General features: G+C 57.1%; 17 protein-coding genes. 10 read left to right on the forward strand and 7 right to left on the reverse strand.

The genetic code is table 11. The annotated features are described in order from the left end of the window. Positions 1-214: 214 nt before the first annotated feature. From ompK37 to ttcA, 4 genes are all read left to right on the forward strand, one after another. Positions 215-1,339 (forward strand): porin OmpK37, encoded by a 1,125-nt coding sequence (gene ompK37, locus DTA24_RS16230; protein ID WP_022066059.1) that lies wholly within the window; start codon positions 215-217, stop codon positions 1,337-1,339. Positions 1,340-1,481: 142 nt separating this feature from the next. Further along, positions 1,482-1,694 carry a KTSC domain-containing protein gene (locus DTA24_RS16235; RefSeq protein ID WP_008805148.1) on the forward strand — a complete coding sequence of 71 codons (213 nt, stop codon included), beginning with the start codon at positions 1,482-1,484 and terminating at the stop codon, positions 1,692-1,694. An 82-nt stretch (positions 1,695-1,776) separates the two neighbouring features. Then, complete coding sequence (uspF, locus tag DTA24_RS16240) at positions 1,777-2,211, forward strand: universal stress protein UspF (protein ID WP_008805149.1); 435 nt, start codon at positions 1,777-1,779, stop codon at positions 2,209-2,211. A gap of 231 nt (positions 2,212-2,442) precedes the next feature. Beyond that, complete coding sequence (gene ttcA / locus DTA24_RS16245; RefSeq protein ID WP_002902422.1) at positions 2,443-3,378, forward strand: tRNA 2-thiocytidine(32) synthetase TtcA; 936 nt, start codon at positions 2,443-2,445, stop codon at positions 3,376-3,378. A gap of 45 nt (positions 3,379-3,423) precedes the next feature. Here the strand turns inward: ttcA and dbpA are convergent, their stop codons facing one another. The 3 genes from dbpA to zntB all read right to left on the reverse strand — a co-directional run bounded on the left by dbpA (position 3,424) and on the right by zntB (position 6,306). Further along, a complete protein-coding gene (gene dbpA / locus DTA24_RS16250; RefSeq protein ID WP_008805151.1) occupies positions 3,424-4,797 on the reverse strand; it encodes an ATP-dependent RNA helicase DbpA in 1,374 nt (457 codons plus the stop codon). Between the two features lie 14 nt (positions 4,798-4,811). After that, a complete protein-coding gene (locus DTA24_RS29010) occupies positions 4,812-4,988 on the reverse strand; it encodes a hypothetical protein (RefSeq protein ID WP_369707647.1) in 177 nt (58 codons plus the stop codon). A 334-nt stretch (positions 4,989-5,322) separates the two neighbouring features. Continuing rightward, a complete protein-coding gene (gene zntB / locus DTA24_RS16255) occupies positions 5,323-6,306 on the reverse strand; it encodes a zinc transporter ZntB (RefSeq protein ID WP_008805152.1) in 984 nt (327 codons plus the stop codon). Positions 6,307-6,584: 278 nt separating this feature from the next. On the opposite strand from zntB, the gene DTA24_RS16265 reads away from it, so the two are divergent. The 3 genes from DTA24_RS16265 (at position 6,585) to DTA24_RS16275 (ending at position 8,840) form a co-directional block, all read left to right on the forward strand. Then, positions 6,585-7,328 carry a DeoR/GlpR family DNA-binding transcription regulator gene (locus tag DTA24_RS16265; protein ID WP_012541956.1) on the forward strand — a complete coding sequence of 248 codons (744 nt, stop codon included), beginning with the start codon at positions 6,585-6,587 and terminating at the stop codon, positions 7,326-7,328. Continuing rightward, positions 7,291-8,409 carry an oxidoreductase gene (locus DTA24_RS16270; protein WP_023297498.1) on the forward strand — a complete coding sequence of 373 codons (1,119 nt, stop codon included), beginning with the start codon at positions 7,291-7,293 and terminating at the stop codon, positions 8,407-8,409. Before DTA24_RS16265 ends, DTA24_RS16270 begins: the two co-directional genes overlap by 38 nt. Before the next feature lie 236 nt (positions 8,410-8,645). After that, a complete protein-coding gene (locus DTA24_RS16275) occupies positions 8,646-8,840 on the forward strand; it encodes a hypothetical protein (RefSeq protein ID WP_008805155.1) in 195 nt (64 codons plus the stop codon). A gap of 115 nt (positions 8,841-8,955) precedes the next feature. Here the strand turns inward: DTA24_RS16275 and DTA24_RS16280 are convergent, their stop codons facing one another. Further along, a complete protein-coding gene (locus DTA24_RS16280) occupies positions 8,956-9,705 on the reverse strand; it encodes a hypothetical protein (protein ID WP_023297497.1) in 750 nt (249 codons plus the stop codon). A 235-nt stretch (positions 9,706-9,940) separates the two neighbouring features. Beyond that, positions 9,941-11,317, reverse strand: coding sequence for an amino acid permease (locus DTA24_RS16285; protein ID WP_008805157.1), 1,377 nt, complete (start codon positions 11,315-11,317; stop codon positions 9,941-9,943). A 334-nt stretch (positions 11,318-11,651) separates the two neighbouring features. Here DTA24_RS16285 and DTA24_RS16290 point away from each other — a divergent pair, with 334 nt between their 5' ends. From DTA24_RS16290 to DTA24_RS16300, 3 genes are all read left to right on the forward strand, one after another. Then, entirely contained in the window at positions 11,652-12,131 is a 480-nt protein-coding gene (locus DTA24_RS16290) for an Lrp/AsnC family transcriptional regulator (protein WP_008805158.1), read from the forward strand. Between the two features lie 250 nt (positions 12,132-12,381). Next, complete coding sequence (locus DTA24_RS16295; protein ID WP_002902402.1) at positions 12,382-12,996, forward strand: YitT family protein; 615 nt, start codon at positions 12,382-12,384, stop codon at positions 12,994-12,996. Positions 12,997-13,034: 38 nt separating this feature from the next. Further along, positions 13,035-14,234, forward strand: coding sequence for an amino acid aminotransferase (locus DTA24_RS16300; RefSeq protein ID WP_012968380.1), 1,200 nt, complete (start codon positions 13,035-13,037; stop codon positions 14,232-14,234). 44 nt (positions 14,235-14,278) lie between these two features. Here the strand turns inward: DTA24_RS16300 and DTA24_RS16305 are convergent, their stop codons facing one another. Together DTA24_RS16305 and DTA24_RS16310 are read right to left on the reverse strand one after the other, a co-directional pair. Next, the gene (locus DTA24_RS16305; RefSeq protein WP_004892563.1) at positions 14,279-14,947 is read right to left on the reverse strand and encodes a methionine ABC transporter permease; all 669 of its coding nucleotides are present in this window, start codon (positions 14,945-14,947) and stop codon (positions 14,279-14,281) included. Next, positions 14,940-15,953, reverse strand: coding sequence for a methionine ABC transporter ATP-binding protein (locus tag DTA24_RS16310; protein ID WP_032733457.1), 1,014 nt, complete (start codon positions 15,951-15,953; stop codon positions 14,940-14,942). The genes DTA24_RS16305 and DTA24_RS16310 overlap by 8 nt, the downstream gene beginning before the upstream one ends. Positions 15,954-15,960 lie beyond the last annotated feature (7 nt).

The raw sequence follows: 15,960 nt of genomic DNA on the forward strand, positions 1-15,960 counted from the left end.
AATACGTGATTACCCTGGGCATGTATAATTTTTATTTTGTATATTATCCACGGATATATTCAGCATAATTATCACCATTTCTTTGGTATTATTTATTTTAGATTTTACTTATATCGTAACAATTGAGTCTTACCATATCTCAGACCGCTCCTTTAGCATGAGTTCACTTCCTTCCCGGAAGCTAAAACATAAAAACAGTTAAAGGAATTTCTTCATGAAAAGAAAAGTACTGGCCCTCGTTATTCCGGCTTTATTAGCCGCCGGTGCCGTCCATGCGGCGGAAATTTATAATAAAGACGGAAATAAATTAGATCTCTATGGCAAGGTAGACGGTCTGCACTATTTCTCCAGCGACTCGAAAAAAGACGGCGATCAAACTTATTTGCGTTTCGGCTTTAAAGGCGAAACCCAGATCAACGATATGCTTACCGGCTATGGTCAGTGGGAATATAACGTTCAGGCCAACAACACCGAGAGCTCCAGCGATCAGGCGTGGACCCGTCTGGCATTCGCGGGTATCAAAGTGGGTGATTACGGCTCCTTCGACTACGGTCGTAACTATGGCGTGCTGTACGACGTCGAAGGCTGGACCGATATGCTGCCGGAGTTCGGCGGCGACTCCTACACCTATGCGGATAACTTTATGGCAGGCCGCGCCAACGGCGTCGCGACCTACCGCAACAGCGATTTCTTTGGCCTGGTGGAGGGTCTGAACTTTGCCCTGCAGTATCAGGGTAAAAACGAAGGTCAGAACGCGCAGGATATCAACGTCGGCACCAATAACCGCAGCAGCGACAGCGATGTTCGCTTCGACAATGGCGATGGCTTCGGTCTCTCCACCTCTTATGACTTCGGCATGGGCATCAGCGCGGCAGCGGCCTACACCTCTTCTGACCGTACCAACGATCAGATGACCCAGACCAACGCCCGCGGCGATAAAGCCGAAGCCTGGACCGCCGGCCTGAAGTACGACGCCAACGATATCTACCTGGCGACCATGTACTCAGAAACCCGCAATATGACCCCGTACGGCAATGACGGCGTGGCCAATAAAACGCAAAACTTCGAAGTCACCGCGCAGTATCAGTTCGACTTCGGCCTGCGTCCGGCCATCTCCTACCTGCAGTCCAAAGGCAAAGATCTCTATAATAACGGCCGCTACGCCGATAAAGATCTGGTCAAATATATGGACGTTGGCGCTACCTATTACTTCAACCGTAATATGTCTACCTACGTTGATTACAAAATCAACCTGCTGGATGACAACGACAGCTTCTACAAAGACAACGGTATCTCTACCGACAACATCGTCGCCCTGGGCCTGGTTTACCAGTTCTGATGCGCCAGCCCGCCGGTTCCGGCGGGCTTCTTCCTCCCGCCGTACAGTAGATAAAACAAAACAATATATCCCGCTGGTTAAAATAGCCGTCCATTTAGTGATATAGTCGTGCTCAGTCAGTGCTTGCCCGAGGACGTCCACTATGCATCATCACCCGGTAAAATCATCCCGAATTATCTCTGTCGCCTACGATGACGCCTCCGCCACACTGGAAATCTATTTTTATCACCAGCCGCCGTTGCAATATACCGGCGTGCCACCGCGTATTTTCCGCGATTTTTTACAGGTGGTGTCAAAAGGACGATTTTATGACGGCGTGATCAAAGGGAAATTCCCCGAACGCAAGCCACGTTAATGTCAAAGTGTGACCACGGTCATGATACAAAACGTGCTCTAATGCCGTACAATGTGAGGGGATACTTAAACAGGAGGTTTTTATGAGCAGAATGATTCTTGTCCCTATCGATATCTCTGATAAAGAATTTACTGAACGCATTATCAGTCACGTTGAATCGGAAGCACGGATTGACGACGCCGAGGTCCATTTCCTCTCCGTGATCCCTTCCCTGCCCTATTATGCCTCACTGGGAATGGCTTACACCGCCGAACTGCCGGGTATGGATGAGCTGCGCGAAGGAACGGAAACGCAGCTTAAAGAGATCGCCAAACAATTTTCCATCCCGGAAGATCGGATGCATTTTCACGTCGCCGAAGGGTCGCCAAAAGATAAGATCCTCGCGCTGGCCAAGTCGCTACCCGCCGACCTGGTGATCATCGCGTCGCACCGGCCAGATATCACCACCTATCTGCTGGGCTCCAACGCCGCCGCGGTGGTCCGCCACGCCGAGTGCTCAGTCCTGGTGGTGCGTTAACGCCACAGCCCGCCGCCCGGCGGGCTTTTTATTTCCGCTTACACCGCCTCCGCCTGCCTGCCCGCAGCGGAAAGTGCCGGAAAGATGCTGACATTCCGCGCCTGAATCCGTACCATACACGCCACGGTTGTCTGTCAGACCTCATTAATTGCTACGCGCCAGCGCCACGTTGTCCAGGCTGGCAGAACGCGTGCTCTTCTGATGCCACACTATGAATTGAGCCACTATTACATGCTGCAAAACCAAGAAATCAGTAAAAAAGAAAAATACAACATCGATAAGCTGCAGAAACGTCTGCGCCGCAACGTCGGTGAGGCGATTGCCGACTTCAATATGATTGAAGAGGGCGACCGCATTATGGTTTGTCTTTCTGGCGGCAAGGACAGCTATACCATGCTGGAGATCCTGCGTAATCTGCAGAAAAGCGCGCCCATCTCCTTCTCGCTGGTGGCGGTGAACCTCGATCAGAAACAGCCTGGTTTCCCGGAGCATATTCTGCCGGCGTATCTTGAGCAACTGGGCGTGGAATACAAGATTGTCGAAGAGAATACCTACGGCATCGTCAAAGAGAAGATCCCGGAAGGGAAAACCACCTGCTCGCTGTGCTCTCGCCTGCGTCGCGGCATCCTCTACCGTACCGCCACCGAGCTCGGGGCGACCAAGATCGCCCTCGGCCATCATCGCGATGACATCCTGCAAACGCTGTTCCTGAATATGTTCTACGGCGGCAAAATGAAAGGGATGCCGCCGAAGCTAATGAGCGACGACGGCAAACACATCGTCATCCGCCCGCTGGCGTACTGCCGCGAAAAGGACATCGAGCGCTTCTCCCAGGCCAAAGGCTTCCCGATTATTCCGTGCAACCTGTGCGGTTCGCAGCCAAATCTGCAGCGTCAGGTGATCGCCGATATGCTCCGCGACTGGGATAAGCGTTATCCTGGGCGCATTGAAACCATGTTCAGCGCGATGCAGAACGTGGTGCCTTCACATCTGAGCGATGTCAATCTGTTTGACTTTAAAGGTATCACCCACGGCTCCGAGGTAGTGGACGGTGGCGATCTGGCGTTTGACCGGGAAGATATTCCCCTGCAGCCTGCCGGCTGGCAGCCCGAAGAAGAAGACGCCCGTCTCGATGAACTGCGTCTGAACGTGGTGGAAGTGAAGTAACCCTCACGCGTCTCAGGCAGCCGCCTGAGACGCACTAACCTGCCCTTACTTCAGCAGTCGAACGCGGCAGGCTTTGCCCTTAATCTTGCCATTTTGTAACTGCTTATACGCCTTCTGCGCCATATTCTGGCGGATCGCCACATAGACATGAGCCGGATGGACGGTAATTTTGCCGATATCGGCACCGTCAAAACCCATATCCCCGGTCAGGGCTCCCAGCACATCTCCCGGGCGCATTTTCGCCTTTTTACCGCCGTCAATACACAGCGTGGCCATCTCCGCCGTCAGCGGTGCGATGGTGTTGCCCGTCGGCGCCGGCAGCCAGTTCAGGGAGAGCTGCAGCATGTCGGCCAGGATCGTGGCGCGCTGCGCCTCTTCCGGCGCACAGAAGCTGATGGCCAGCCCTTGTTCGCCGGCGCGGGCGGTACGGCCGATGCGGTGAACATGCACCTCCGGATCCCAGGCCAGCTCGAAGTTCACCACCAGCGCGAGGGATTTGATGTCGAGGCCGCGGGCGGCGACGTCGGTCGCCACCAGAACCCGGACGCTGCCGTTGGCGAAGCGCACCAGCGTCTGATCGCGGTCGCGCTGCTCGAGATCACCGTGCAGCGACAAGGCGCTCTGCCCGGCGGCGTTGAGCGCATCGCAGACCGCCTGGCAATCGCGTTTGGTGTTGCAGAACACCACACAGGATGCGGGTTGATGCTGGCTGAGCAGGCGCTGCAGCAGGGCAATCTTACCGTGGCGGGAAACTTCAAAGAACTGCTGCTCAATCGCCGGGAGCGCATCGACAGTGTCGATCTCAATTGTCTGCGGATTGCGCTGTACCCGGCCGCTGATCGCCGCGATTGCCGCGGGCCAGGTGGCGGAAAACAGCAGGGTCTGCCGGTCAGCCGGCGCGAAGCGGATCACCTCGTCGATGGCGTCGCTGAAGCCCATATCGAGCATGCGGTCCGCTTCATCCATCACCAGGGTCTGCAACGCGTCAAGGGAGACCGTCCCCTTCTGCAGATGATCGAGCAGACGGCCCGGGGTGGCGACGATGATATGCGGGGCGTGCTGGAGTGAATCTCGCTGGGCGCCAAAGGGCTGCCCGCCGCAGAGCATCAGAATCTTGATGTTCGGCAGGCAGCGCGCCAGGCGACGCAGCTCACCGGCAACCTGATCGGCCAGCTCGCGGGTCGGACACAGGACCAGCGACTGGGTTTCAAAGCGCGCCGGATCGATATGCTGCAGCAGACCCAGCCCAAATGCGGCCGTTTTTCCGCTGCCGGTTTTTGCCTGCACGCGCACATCTTTCCCCGCAAGGATCGCCGGCAGGGCGGCGGCCTGAACCGGGGTCATCGACAGATAACCCAGCTCATTAAGGTTGGCTAATTGGGCGGCAGGTAAAACAGTCAGGGTAGAAAAAGCGGTCACAATGTATTCTCGTATTAAAGGACGGACAATCTGCAGGCGCGTATCCTCGCAGATCTCCGCGCCTGATGCGACAATTTAATCGGCTCTTCGTCAGGCGGCGGATCGGGCTGCGGCTGCGGACGCGGTCGTGGGTCGGGTAAAGGAGCCGGATCGTTCGGCTCGGGTGAGATGGGGATAGACTGGGCTGTCAGCCCTGAAGCGTAATGCATAGAGGCCTCCCGGAGAGTAATACGGGCGTACCCGCAGGCTTAACGGCCTGAAGACCGTCGGGTGTCTTAGTAAGCGTAGAAGCTGGTCCGGAGAGCGCAAAAAAAAAGCCGACTCAACAAAGTCGGCGTCGTACGAATCAATTGTGCTATGCAGTAATTCAAAAAAGGAAGTAAGACAATATGGAGCGCAACGCCCATCGCTTGACGTTGCATTCACCTGCGAGAGAGATATTGCCCTGAATGGGTAGGTGGTTTATTGATTTCGCTCAAACATTGCCGGGTTTTCCCGGCAATGCGGCCGCTAAAAGGCGATTCTTTACAACCATTTACTGCGATGTAACCACCACGCAACACCACCGATGACAACAACTAACATCAGGCAGAAGAGGCTAAACCCCAGATGCCAGCTGTTTCCCGGGATCCCGCCAAGGTTGACGCCGAACAGGCCGGTTAAAAAGGTGCTGGGCAGAAACACCATCGCCATCAACGACATCGTGTAGGTCCGCCGCGCCAGCGACTCCTGCATAATCTGGGCGATCTCGTCGCTCATGATCGCCGTCCGGGCGATACAGCTGTCGATCTCATCCAGACCGCGCCCCAGCCGCTCAGCGATATCCTGCATCCGCCGCCGCTGATCGTCACTCATCCACGGCAGCCGCTCGCTGGCCAGTCGGGCGTAAACGTCGCGCTGCGGCGCCATATAGCGGCGCATCACAATCAGTTGCTTACGCAGCAGCGCGAGAAAACCCCGCGGTGGCACCTGTTGGTCAAGCAGGTCATCTTCCAGGTCGATAATGCGGTCGTGCAGCTGTTCGATAAACTCGCTGGCATGATCGGTCAGCGCATCGCAGACTTCCACCAGCCAGCTGCCGCCGTCCGTCGGGCCATTGCCCTCCTTCAGGTCACCCAGCACATCGTCCAGCGCCAGCACCTTGCGCTGACGGGTGGAGACGATCAGCCGCTCGTCCATATACAGACGCATCGCCACCAGCTGGTCGGGACGCTCATCGGTACTGCCGTTAATGCAGCGCAGGGTGATCAGCGCCCCGTCGCCGATCCGCGTCACCCGTGGCCGGGTGCTCTCCCCCGCCAGGGCGTCACGCACGTTGTTGGGCAGCAACGGGGTGGCCGCCAGCCAGTCGGCGCTGTCGCTGTGGGTATAATTCAGATGCAGCCAGCAGGGCTTGTCTTTGTCGATAATATCGTTATCGGTGAGCGGCTTCACGCCCCCCTGCCCGTCGAGCACCCACGCGAAGATCGCGTCCGGTATTTGCAACTCCGAGCCTTTAATCGCGTCCACTCAACCTCCGTTAATCCATACCTGTCACATTGCGCGCACTCTCTATAAGGTACGCGAAAGCGCGCTTTTTCGCTTTTTATTGCCCGGTAAGTAGGGCTAATAGCTTCATTAAAAAGCGCTTTCGCCCCGGGTCGCGCTGCACTCCTCATTTAACGTTAAAGCGTAGTGAAATCAAGTTCTTCCCGTTTTGCCGATCTCAATGCGTCTTTTTGCGGTTTATTTTGCCACTCATTGCTGTATTATGCTGTTTATTGCGTTAATTTGCGGAGTCGCTTGCCATGCATAAGCTCGCCAGACAAAAACACATCCTCGACAGGCTGAGTGAAAACGGCCAGCTAAGCATCAGCGAACTGGTCGAAGGGCTACAGGTCTCCGCCGATACCATTCGCCGGGATCTGAGCGAGCTGGAAAAACAGGGTGTCCTGCAGAAAAGCCACGGCGGCGCCATCGCTCTTAACGTCCCGGCGATGACCCGCCAGGGTCGAAACGCCCTGCTCCCCCAGACCAAGCAGCGCCTGGGTCAGCAGGTCGCCGCGCGCATCCCCCTCGGCTCGACGCTGTTTCTCGACGCCGGAAGCACGGTGCTGGCGGTCGCCGCTCAGCTTAAAGGGCCGATGACCGTGATCACGCCTTCGCTGGATATCGCCCAGCTGTTTAGCGACCGTACCGATATCCAGCTGATCCTGCTTGGCGGCCAGTGGGACAGTGAACAGCGGCTGTTCGCCGGCAGCGCTACGCTGTCGCTGGTCGCCCGCTACCGGGCCGACATCGCCATTCTCGGCGCCTGCGCGCTTCATGCCGGGCTGGGGCTGAGCGCCAGCCAGGAGGCCGATGCTGACGTGAAGCGCGCCATGCTGGCCGCCAGCGCAGAGCACTGGCTGGTGGCAGACCATACCAAAGTCAACCATTGCGAGCCGTGGCTGGTGGCCGGGCTCAGCGATATTCACCATCTTTTTCTTGATCGTCCCTGGGCTGAGCTGGGGGATGACCCCGCCCTCTCTGTACACATTGCTGACGCTTAACCGCGTGGAGAACCTGATGAGTAACAACACAATAAATATCGCCCTGATTGGCTATGGCTTCGTCGGTAAGACCTTCCACGCGCCGCTTATCCGTTCAGTGCCGGGTCTGAATCTGGCGTTCGTCGCCTCGCGCGATGAAGAGAAAGTCAAACGCGACCTGCCGGATGTCACGGTCATCGCTTCCCCGGAGGCAGCGGTTCAGCATCCGGATGTCGATCTGGTGGTCATCGCCTCCCCCAACGCCACCCACGCGCCGCTGGCCCGCCTGGCGCTGAACGCCGGCAAGCATGTGGTGGTGGACAAACCTTTTACCCTCGATATGCAGGAAGCCCGGGAGCTGATCGCCCTGGCTGAGGAGAGACAGCGCCTGCTCTCCGTCTTCCATAACCGCCGCTGGGACAGCGACTACCTGGGGATCCGTCAGGTCATTGAGCAGGGCGCCATTGGCACGGTGAAACACTTCGAGTCGCATTTTGACCGCTTCCGTCCGGAAGTTCGCGTCCGCTGGCGTGAGCAGAACGTCCCGGGCAGTGGTTTATGGTTCGATCTGGGGCCCCACCTGATCGACCAGGCGCTGCAGCTGTTTGGTTTGCCGCAGTCGGTACAAGGCAATATCGCCACCCTGCGCGACGGCGCGGAGATCAACGACTGGGCGCATGTGGTATTAAACTACCCGGCGCATAAAGTGATCCTGCACTGCAGCATGCTGGTCGCGGGCGGCTCCTCGCGCTTCACCGTGCACGGCGATAAAGGCAGCGTTGTCAAAGCGCGGGCCGACCAGCAGGAGAGCCAGTTGCTGGCGGGCGTGGAGCCGGGAAGCGCCGGCTGGGGCGAGGATAACGATGCGCTGGTTGTCTATGACGCCTCGCTGCAGACCCACTCTCAGGCCACCCCGTCGGGCGATCAGCGCCAGTACTATATGCAGATCCGCGACGCGCTGAACGGTCAGATCGCCAATCCGGTGCCGCCGGTTGAAGCGCTGGCGGTAATGGCCGTTCTGGAAGCGGCGGTGCGCGCTGCAGAAAGCGGCATGGTGCAGACCCTGGACCTGACCGACGAGGAGCGCAACGCGCTGCGCTAATCCTGCCTGCTCTCCGGTTATCTGCGCATCCCGCAGGTAACCGGTTCTTCCGATCCATTTCAGGAAAAATCACTACTCGTCCGCAATCTAACCCTCCTTTATCCTGCTTTATAGCGCAAAGCACCGCTGGAAATTTCAGCCAATTGGGAGGAGGATAGAGAGCAGATCGATCGTGATGAGAAAAGGGTTGCTGACGCTGTGGACGCGGCGACCGCATTAATGGACAGGAGAAGCTCATGTACTACACGTTAGGAGATACCACTCTCCATTTTTATCGCTATCAGTGCAAATTTTACGTCGCCCACTGGGACGGGGGTAACGTGATGGACGAGAAATTTAAACCGTTTATCGAACAGATCACTGAGAAGACCGGGCTGGATGCGAAACGCGTCGAGACCGCCGCGCGCGATTATTTTACCAACGTGGATTAACATGCAACCGGGTGTTGTAGGGCGTGGGTGCAGGCTGGCGCGATGAACGCGCATGCTAACCCACGCTTTCGCCGCCAGGTGTTTCTCTCCTGGCGGCTTCCCTTCCCCGTCGGCCTTAAACCGTGGACAGTTTGGCCAGAATGGCGGCGAAGGCATCATTAACGTTATCGCCGGCGAGCAGTTTTTTACGCAACGTGAAGCTTCTGCCGCTGGAACGGATCCGTAGCCGAACTTTCGCATCATTATTCCCGCGCTCAGCCAGCACAACGTCACCTAACGGAATAACGTAGGTATCGGCATAGAGCCCCGGTGTAAATATCATCGACTCGCCGCTCACGCCAATCACCACCCGATTCTGCAGACGATAGCCATTGCACAGCGCAACAATGCCGGCGGCAATAAATACCCCGCCAATACCCATGCCAATCATTAAGATAATAATGCCGGCGATGAGCGCCAGCGCCCCCTGCGGATAAAAACCGGATGCATTAAAGGTTAATAGCTGTTGATTATCGTCGCGGCCCATCGCCCCGGTTGTTGACCGCCACGGGGTAAAACCGGCGTTAATCCGCGTTTGAAAGCTGAACATACAGCCAACCAGAAAGATCATGCTGGCGGGCACCATCACGATACCGCCAATAAATGCCAGCACGATGGCCAGATAAGGATAGCGGCCCGACAACATAATACTGACGGCCTGAACCACCACGGCGATAAACAGAGCGAGCACCAGCCAGGACCACATGCTGTCCGCCCGATGATGAAAGTTCAGCTGTCCTTCATCGAGTAATAAATTTCGCGCGACAAAACAGATAATAATATTGACGAACAGGCCTATCCAGACCAGTTTATGAACATGCTTCATCCCATACTCCATTATGTATTTTACTATTCCATTCGGTGGCATTATAAAATAAACCTGAATGCCGTCGGGATATTACCAAAGCGCCACGCAAGATCAATAAAAAGCATGTTCATGTCATCTATTCCCAGATTAACATGTCCGGTTATCATTTATAGGAATTATAAAATCCACTAGAAGTATTGACGTTATTTTCACGATGAGAATATCACCCTGCCGCCCGGCAGGGTGTTGGCGATTAACCTTCTTTCATCGCCACCAGCGCCGGGGCGCTTTTCTTCCGCAGCAGATAGCCTGCGGCGAGGATCAGCAGCCATACCGGGATCAGGCAGACGGAGATGCGGATGTCGGGAGTCAGATACATCACCACGAGGATCCCGGCGAGAAACAGCAGGCACAGCCAGTTAGTCAGGGGATAGCCGAGGCTTTGGAAGGCCGTTACCTTCCCGGCCCGCTGCATAGCGCGACGAAACTTGAGATGGGTGATGCAGATCATCGCCCAGTTAATCACCAGGGCCGCCACCACCAGCGCCATCAGCAGGCCAAACGCTTTACCAGGCATCACATAGTTAATCACCACGCAAAGCGCCGTGGCGACGGCAGATACCGCCAGCGCGGTCAACGGGATCCCCCGGCGGTTAACCCGCAGCAGCGCCCGCGGAGCATTGCCCTGCTGAGCCAGGCCGAACAGCATCCGGCTGTTGCAGTACACACAGCTGTTGTAGACCGACAGCGCGGCGGTGAGCACCACCAGATTGAGAGCGTTGGCCACAATATTGCTGTCAATGGCATGAAAGATCAGCACAAAGGGGCTACCCCCCTCCACGACGTTACGCCAGGGATAGAGTGACAGCAGGACCGCCAGCGAACCCACATAAAACAGCAGAATGCGATAGATCACTTGGTTGGTGGCTTTAGGAATGGTTTTATGCGGTTCGTCGGCTTCCGCCGCGGTGATCCCCACCAGCTCAAGCCCGCCGAAGGAGAACATGATTACCGCCATCGCCATTACTAAGCCCGTGATACCGTTAGGGAAAAATCCCCCGTCCTGCCACAGGTTGGCCACCGTCGCCGCCGGGCCGCCGTGGCCGCTAAATAACAGATAGCTGCCAAAGGCGATCATGCTGATGATGGCGGCCACTTTGACAATCGAGAACCAAAACTCCAGCTCGCCATACACTTTGACATTCGTCAGGTTGATGGCGTTGATCGCCACGAAGAAGATCGCCGCCGACAGCCAGGCGGGTACTTCCGGCCACCAGTACTGAATATAGATCCCCACCGCCGTCAGCTCCGCCATGCTCACCAGCACATACAACACCCAGTAATTCCAGCCGGACATAAACCCGGCGAAAGGCCCCCAGTAGCGGTTGGCGAAATGGCTGAACGACCCCGCCACCGGCTCCTCTACCACCATCTCGCCAAGTTGTCGCATGATGAAGAAGGCGATCGCTCCGGCGATGGCGTAGCCCAGCAGGACCGAGGGGCCTGCCATACGGATCGTCTGCGCGATACCTAAAAACAGTCCGGTGCCGACCGCGCCCCCGAGGGCGATCAACTGGATGTGGCGGTTTTTTAACCCACGTTTTAACTGATGCTCTTGCTGCGTTGTCATCTCTGACCTGCCCCTGTCTGTAAAAAAGTCACCTTCGGCGATAGCAACTTTCAGGCCAGGGCGCAGCATCCCGCCATAAGAGCAAGAGCAATATATTGAATTTTATTAAAATATTATTTATCCGTCTGCTCTGTGGCGTAAGCCATGCGCCGCCAGGCCAAACATAACGCGCAATAAACCGCCTGAAATCGCACAGTTCATGAGAAAAATAGCCTCCTCATGCATAAAGCTGACCCGTTTTGGTGCGCCGGCGTCGCCGCCCTGTCGTCAGACTTCACGGCGGGCAAAAAGCTGTTAGGCTGTTAATCACTCTGACGCTCCATTAGTGGCCACCATGTACAACATCGACGACTATGATTTGAAAATTCTCACCCTGCTGCAGGCCAATGGCCGTTTGACCAATCAGGAACTGAGCGATCTCATCGGCCTGTCCGCCTCCCAGTGTTCACGGCGCCGCATCGCCCTTGAACAGGCGCAGCTTATCCTCGGCTATCATGCGCGGCTGGCGCCGGATGCTGCCGGGCAGGAAATGCTGGGCCTGATAGAAGTGCGCTTGCTGAATCACACCCCGCAATGCGTGGAGAGCTTTCACCAGATGCTCAGTGAAGTGGACGCCATTCTGGATGCCTGGAAAACCACCGGCGACGCCGATTATCTGCTGCGGGTGACGGTCCCGGACCTGCCCGGTCTGAGCCATTTGATCAGCCATATTCTGGCGCAAAACAAAGGGGTCGCCCACCTGAAAACCGCGGTGATACTCAACCGCCTTAAAGAGAATGGCCAGCTGATGCCGGGCCCGGATCCGCTGCGCTGAATCAGGGCATGATGCCCTGCGCTGGTGCAAACGCAGGGTTAGTCAATGCATCACAGCGTGATAATTTGCACGGTTTGCGCAATGTAACGCAGAAAATCGCATGAGTCGTGCAATTTTCTCTTTTTGGCATAACAATACGTTAGGCTGAATAGCGCCTGTTTTTTCCGCAAACGATCGCCCGGCTCCCTCCTCTGGTGCGATTTTTGCAAACAAGGACTTATCCTTGTTAACGAAAAGATAGTGCTTATTTATGGATAATATCCTTTCCCCCGAAAAACTGACCCACACCTGGCTGGAGGATACCCTGGCGCTGCTGTTCGGCACGCTGATGATCTCCTTTGGCATTATTTTATTTCGCCAGGCCGGTGCCCTGACCGGCGGAACGGCAGGTATGGCCTTTCTGATCCACTATGCCACCCACCTGCCGTTTGGCGTGGTCTTCTTCGTCATTAACCTGCCTTTCTATTGGCTCTCCGTCCGGCGGATGGGCGCCGCCTTCACGCTGAAAACCTTCTGCGCGGTCGGACTGGTGTCCCTGTTCTCTGACCTGCACGGTTACTTTATCCATGTCGATCGCCTGAACCCCTATTACGCCACCCTCTTCGGCAACATCATGGTCGGCATCGGCTTTGTGGTGCTGTTTCGCCATAAAGCGAGCCTCGGCGGCGTTAATATTCTGGCCCTCTATCTGCAGGACAAAAGCGGCATTCGCGCCGGTAAATTCCAGATGGTGGTTGACGCCTGCATCGTCACCGCCTCGCTGTGGGTAGTAAGCCTGCCGATGCTGCTGGTCTCTATCCTCGGCGCCGTGATTTTGAATTCGATTATCGCCATGAACCACCGTCCCGGACGCTACGCGGTGTAATGGCTTCACCTTTGACGGTCATTTCAGGAGTAACCACTGTGTTTCAGAACGTTGACGCCTATGCGGGCGATCCTATCCTGTCGCTGATGGAAGCCTTTCAACAGGATCCCCGGGCAGACAAAGTTAACCTCAGCATCGGGCTGTACTATAACGAGCAGGCCATTATTCCCCAGCTGGAGGCGGTCCGTCAGGCCGCTGACCGGCTGCAGAGTCAGCAGCAAAAGGCCAGCCTTTATCTGCCGATGGAGGGGCTGGCGCCCTATCGCCGTGCGGTCCAGACCCTGCTGTTTGGCGACAATCATCCGGCGTTGCGTGCCGGACGCATCGCCACCATCCAGACGCTGGGGGGCTCCGGCGCGCTGAAGGTGGGCGCTGATTTCCTCAAGCGCTACTTCCCCGACTCCGCGGTCTGGGTCAGCGATCCAACCTGGGAGAACCACGTTGCCATCTTTGCCGGCGCCGGCTTTGAGGTACATACCTATCCCTGGTTCGACAGCGCCACCCGCGGGGTGAATTTCCCCGCTATGCTCGCCGCCCTCCAGCAACTGCCGCCGCGCAGCATTGTGCTGCTTCACCCTTGCTGCCATAACCCGACGGGGGCCGATCTCACCCGCGAGCAGTGGGATCGCGTGATTGAGGTGCTGATCGGCAGGGAGCTGATCCCATTCCTTGATATCGCCTACCAGGGCTTCGGCCGCGGACTGGACGAGGATGCCTATGCCATTCGCGCCATCGCCAGCGCCGGGCTGACGGCGCTGGTCAGCAACTCGTTTTCCAAGATATTTTCGCTGTATGGCGAGCGGGTTGGCGGCCTGTCAGTGGTCTGCGACAATGCCGATATCGCCGGGCGCGTGCTGGGCCAGCTGAAAGCCACCGTGCGGCGCAACTACTCCAGCCCGCCGGGGTTTGGCGCTCAGGTGGTATCGCAGGTGCTCAACGCTCCCGCGCTGAACGCCTTGTGGCAGGAAGAAGTGGAAGCCATGCGCACCCGCATCAGCGCCATGCGCGTCGCGCTGGTGACGGCCCTGCAGGCCGCCCAGCCGGAGGGTGATTTTTCCTATCTGCTGACCCAGCGCGGCATGTTCAGTTATACCGGCTTTAGCACCCGGCAGGTGGACATCCTGCGTGAAGAGTACGGCATTTACCTGATCGCCAGCGGTCGGGTCTGCGTGGCCGGGCTCAACCACGGTAATATTGCGCGAGTCGCCCATGCCTTTGCCGCGGTCTCCACGCGCTAAGCCGCTGTCCCGCGAACCGCGGTTACCCCGGGGCGGGACGACGGTTATTCGCGACGCAGTCGGCGAGCCAGGCGGGTGCCCAGCGTCTGAATGAGCTGGACAATCACAATCAGCACCAGGGCGGTGGTGAGGGTGGCAAAGGCGTCGAAGCGCTGATAGCCATAGGTGATCGCCAGGTCGCCAATTCCGCCGCCGCCCACCGTTCCTGCCATGGCGGTCGCACCAAGCAGGCCGATGGTCGCCGTGGTAAGGGCCAGAATCAGCGACGCTGCCGCCTCCGGCAGCATAAAATGCCAGACCGTCTGCAGGGGGGTCGCGCCCATCGCATCCGCGGCTTCGAGGATCCCCTCATCCACCTCCAGCAGTGAGCTCTCCACCAGCCTGGCAATGTAGGGGGCGACAAAAACGATCAGTGGCACGATGGCCCCCGCGGTGCCGATAGTGGTGCCCACCAGCAGTCGGGTAAAGGGCAGGATCACAATCAGCAAAATGATAAACGGCAGCGAACGCAGCACGTTAATCAGCGGATTCAGCGCCTGATGCACCACCGGGTTGGCCACGATGCCGCCGGGACGGCAAACCACCAGCACAATCCCTAACGGTACGCCGATCAGCGCGCCAAAGCCCAGCGAGACGGCGACCATAATCAGCGTGTCATGCAGCGCCAGCAGAAACTGATCGCCGGTAATGGCGGTATCAATAAGATCAAACATGGGTGATTTTCACTCCTGCATCGGCCAGATGGGTGATGGCGCGGTCGGTTTCGTCAGGCTCGCCGAGGAGCTGCACAATCATAAATCCCAGAATCCGGCCCTGAACTTCAGACATGCTGGCAAACAGGATATTCACCTCAACAGCATACTCGCGGATCAGGTGGTTAATGATCGGCTGCTGCGCCGTCGCGCCGATAAATTCGAGGCGTATAGCCCGGGCGCCGTTATCGCGCTGCAGGAGCGACGCCACCCGCTGCGGCAGACGATCGTGCACCACCGACTGCACGAAACTGGCCGTTACCGGATGCTGCGGCTGGGCAAAGAGGTCGAAAACCGTCCCCTGCTCAACGATACGGCCCGCCTGCATCACCGCCACCTTGTGACAGATTTTCTGGATCACCGACATCTCATGGGTGATCAGTACAATGGTGATGCCATAGCGGCGATTAATCTCCTGCAAGAGCAGTAAGATCTGCACCGTGGTGTGAGGATCGAGCGCCGAGGTGGCTTCATCGCACAGCAGCACCGACGGGTTGGTGGCGAGCGCCCGGGCAATACCGACCCGCTGCTTTTGTCCACCCGACAGCTCATTAGGGTAGCTGTGGATTTTGTCGCTCAGATCGACGAACGCCAGCAGTTCCGCCACCCGCGCCTGGATAAAGGCCTTGTCGCGGCCTTGTAAAATCAGCGGGATGGCGATGTTATGGAAAACGGTTTTCGAATTCAGCAGATTAAAATTCTGAAAGATCATGCCGATATCTTTTTTGATGGCCTGCAGGCGCTGGCCGCTGCAGGCCTGTAGCGGCTCGCCGTTTAACAGCACCTCGCCCTCGCCAGGCGTTTCCAGACGATTAATCAGCCGTAATAAGGTGCTTTTTCCTGCCCCGCTGTAGCCAATAATGCCGAAAATATCGCCTCGTTCAATGCTGAGATTAATATCCTGCAAGGCCAGAACCGGATGTCCTTTCCTGAAAAAGCTTTTACTGACGTGGCGAAACTCTATCATCGCGCTA

The sequence above is a fragment of the Klebsiella sp. P1CD1 genome (assembly GCF_003790505.1).
In the GTDB taxonomy this organism is placed as follows: Bacteria; Pseudomonadota; Gammaproteobacteria; order Enterobacterales; family Enterobacteriaceae; genus Klebsiella; species Klebsiella variicola.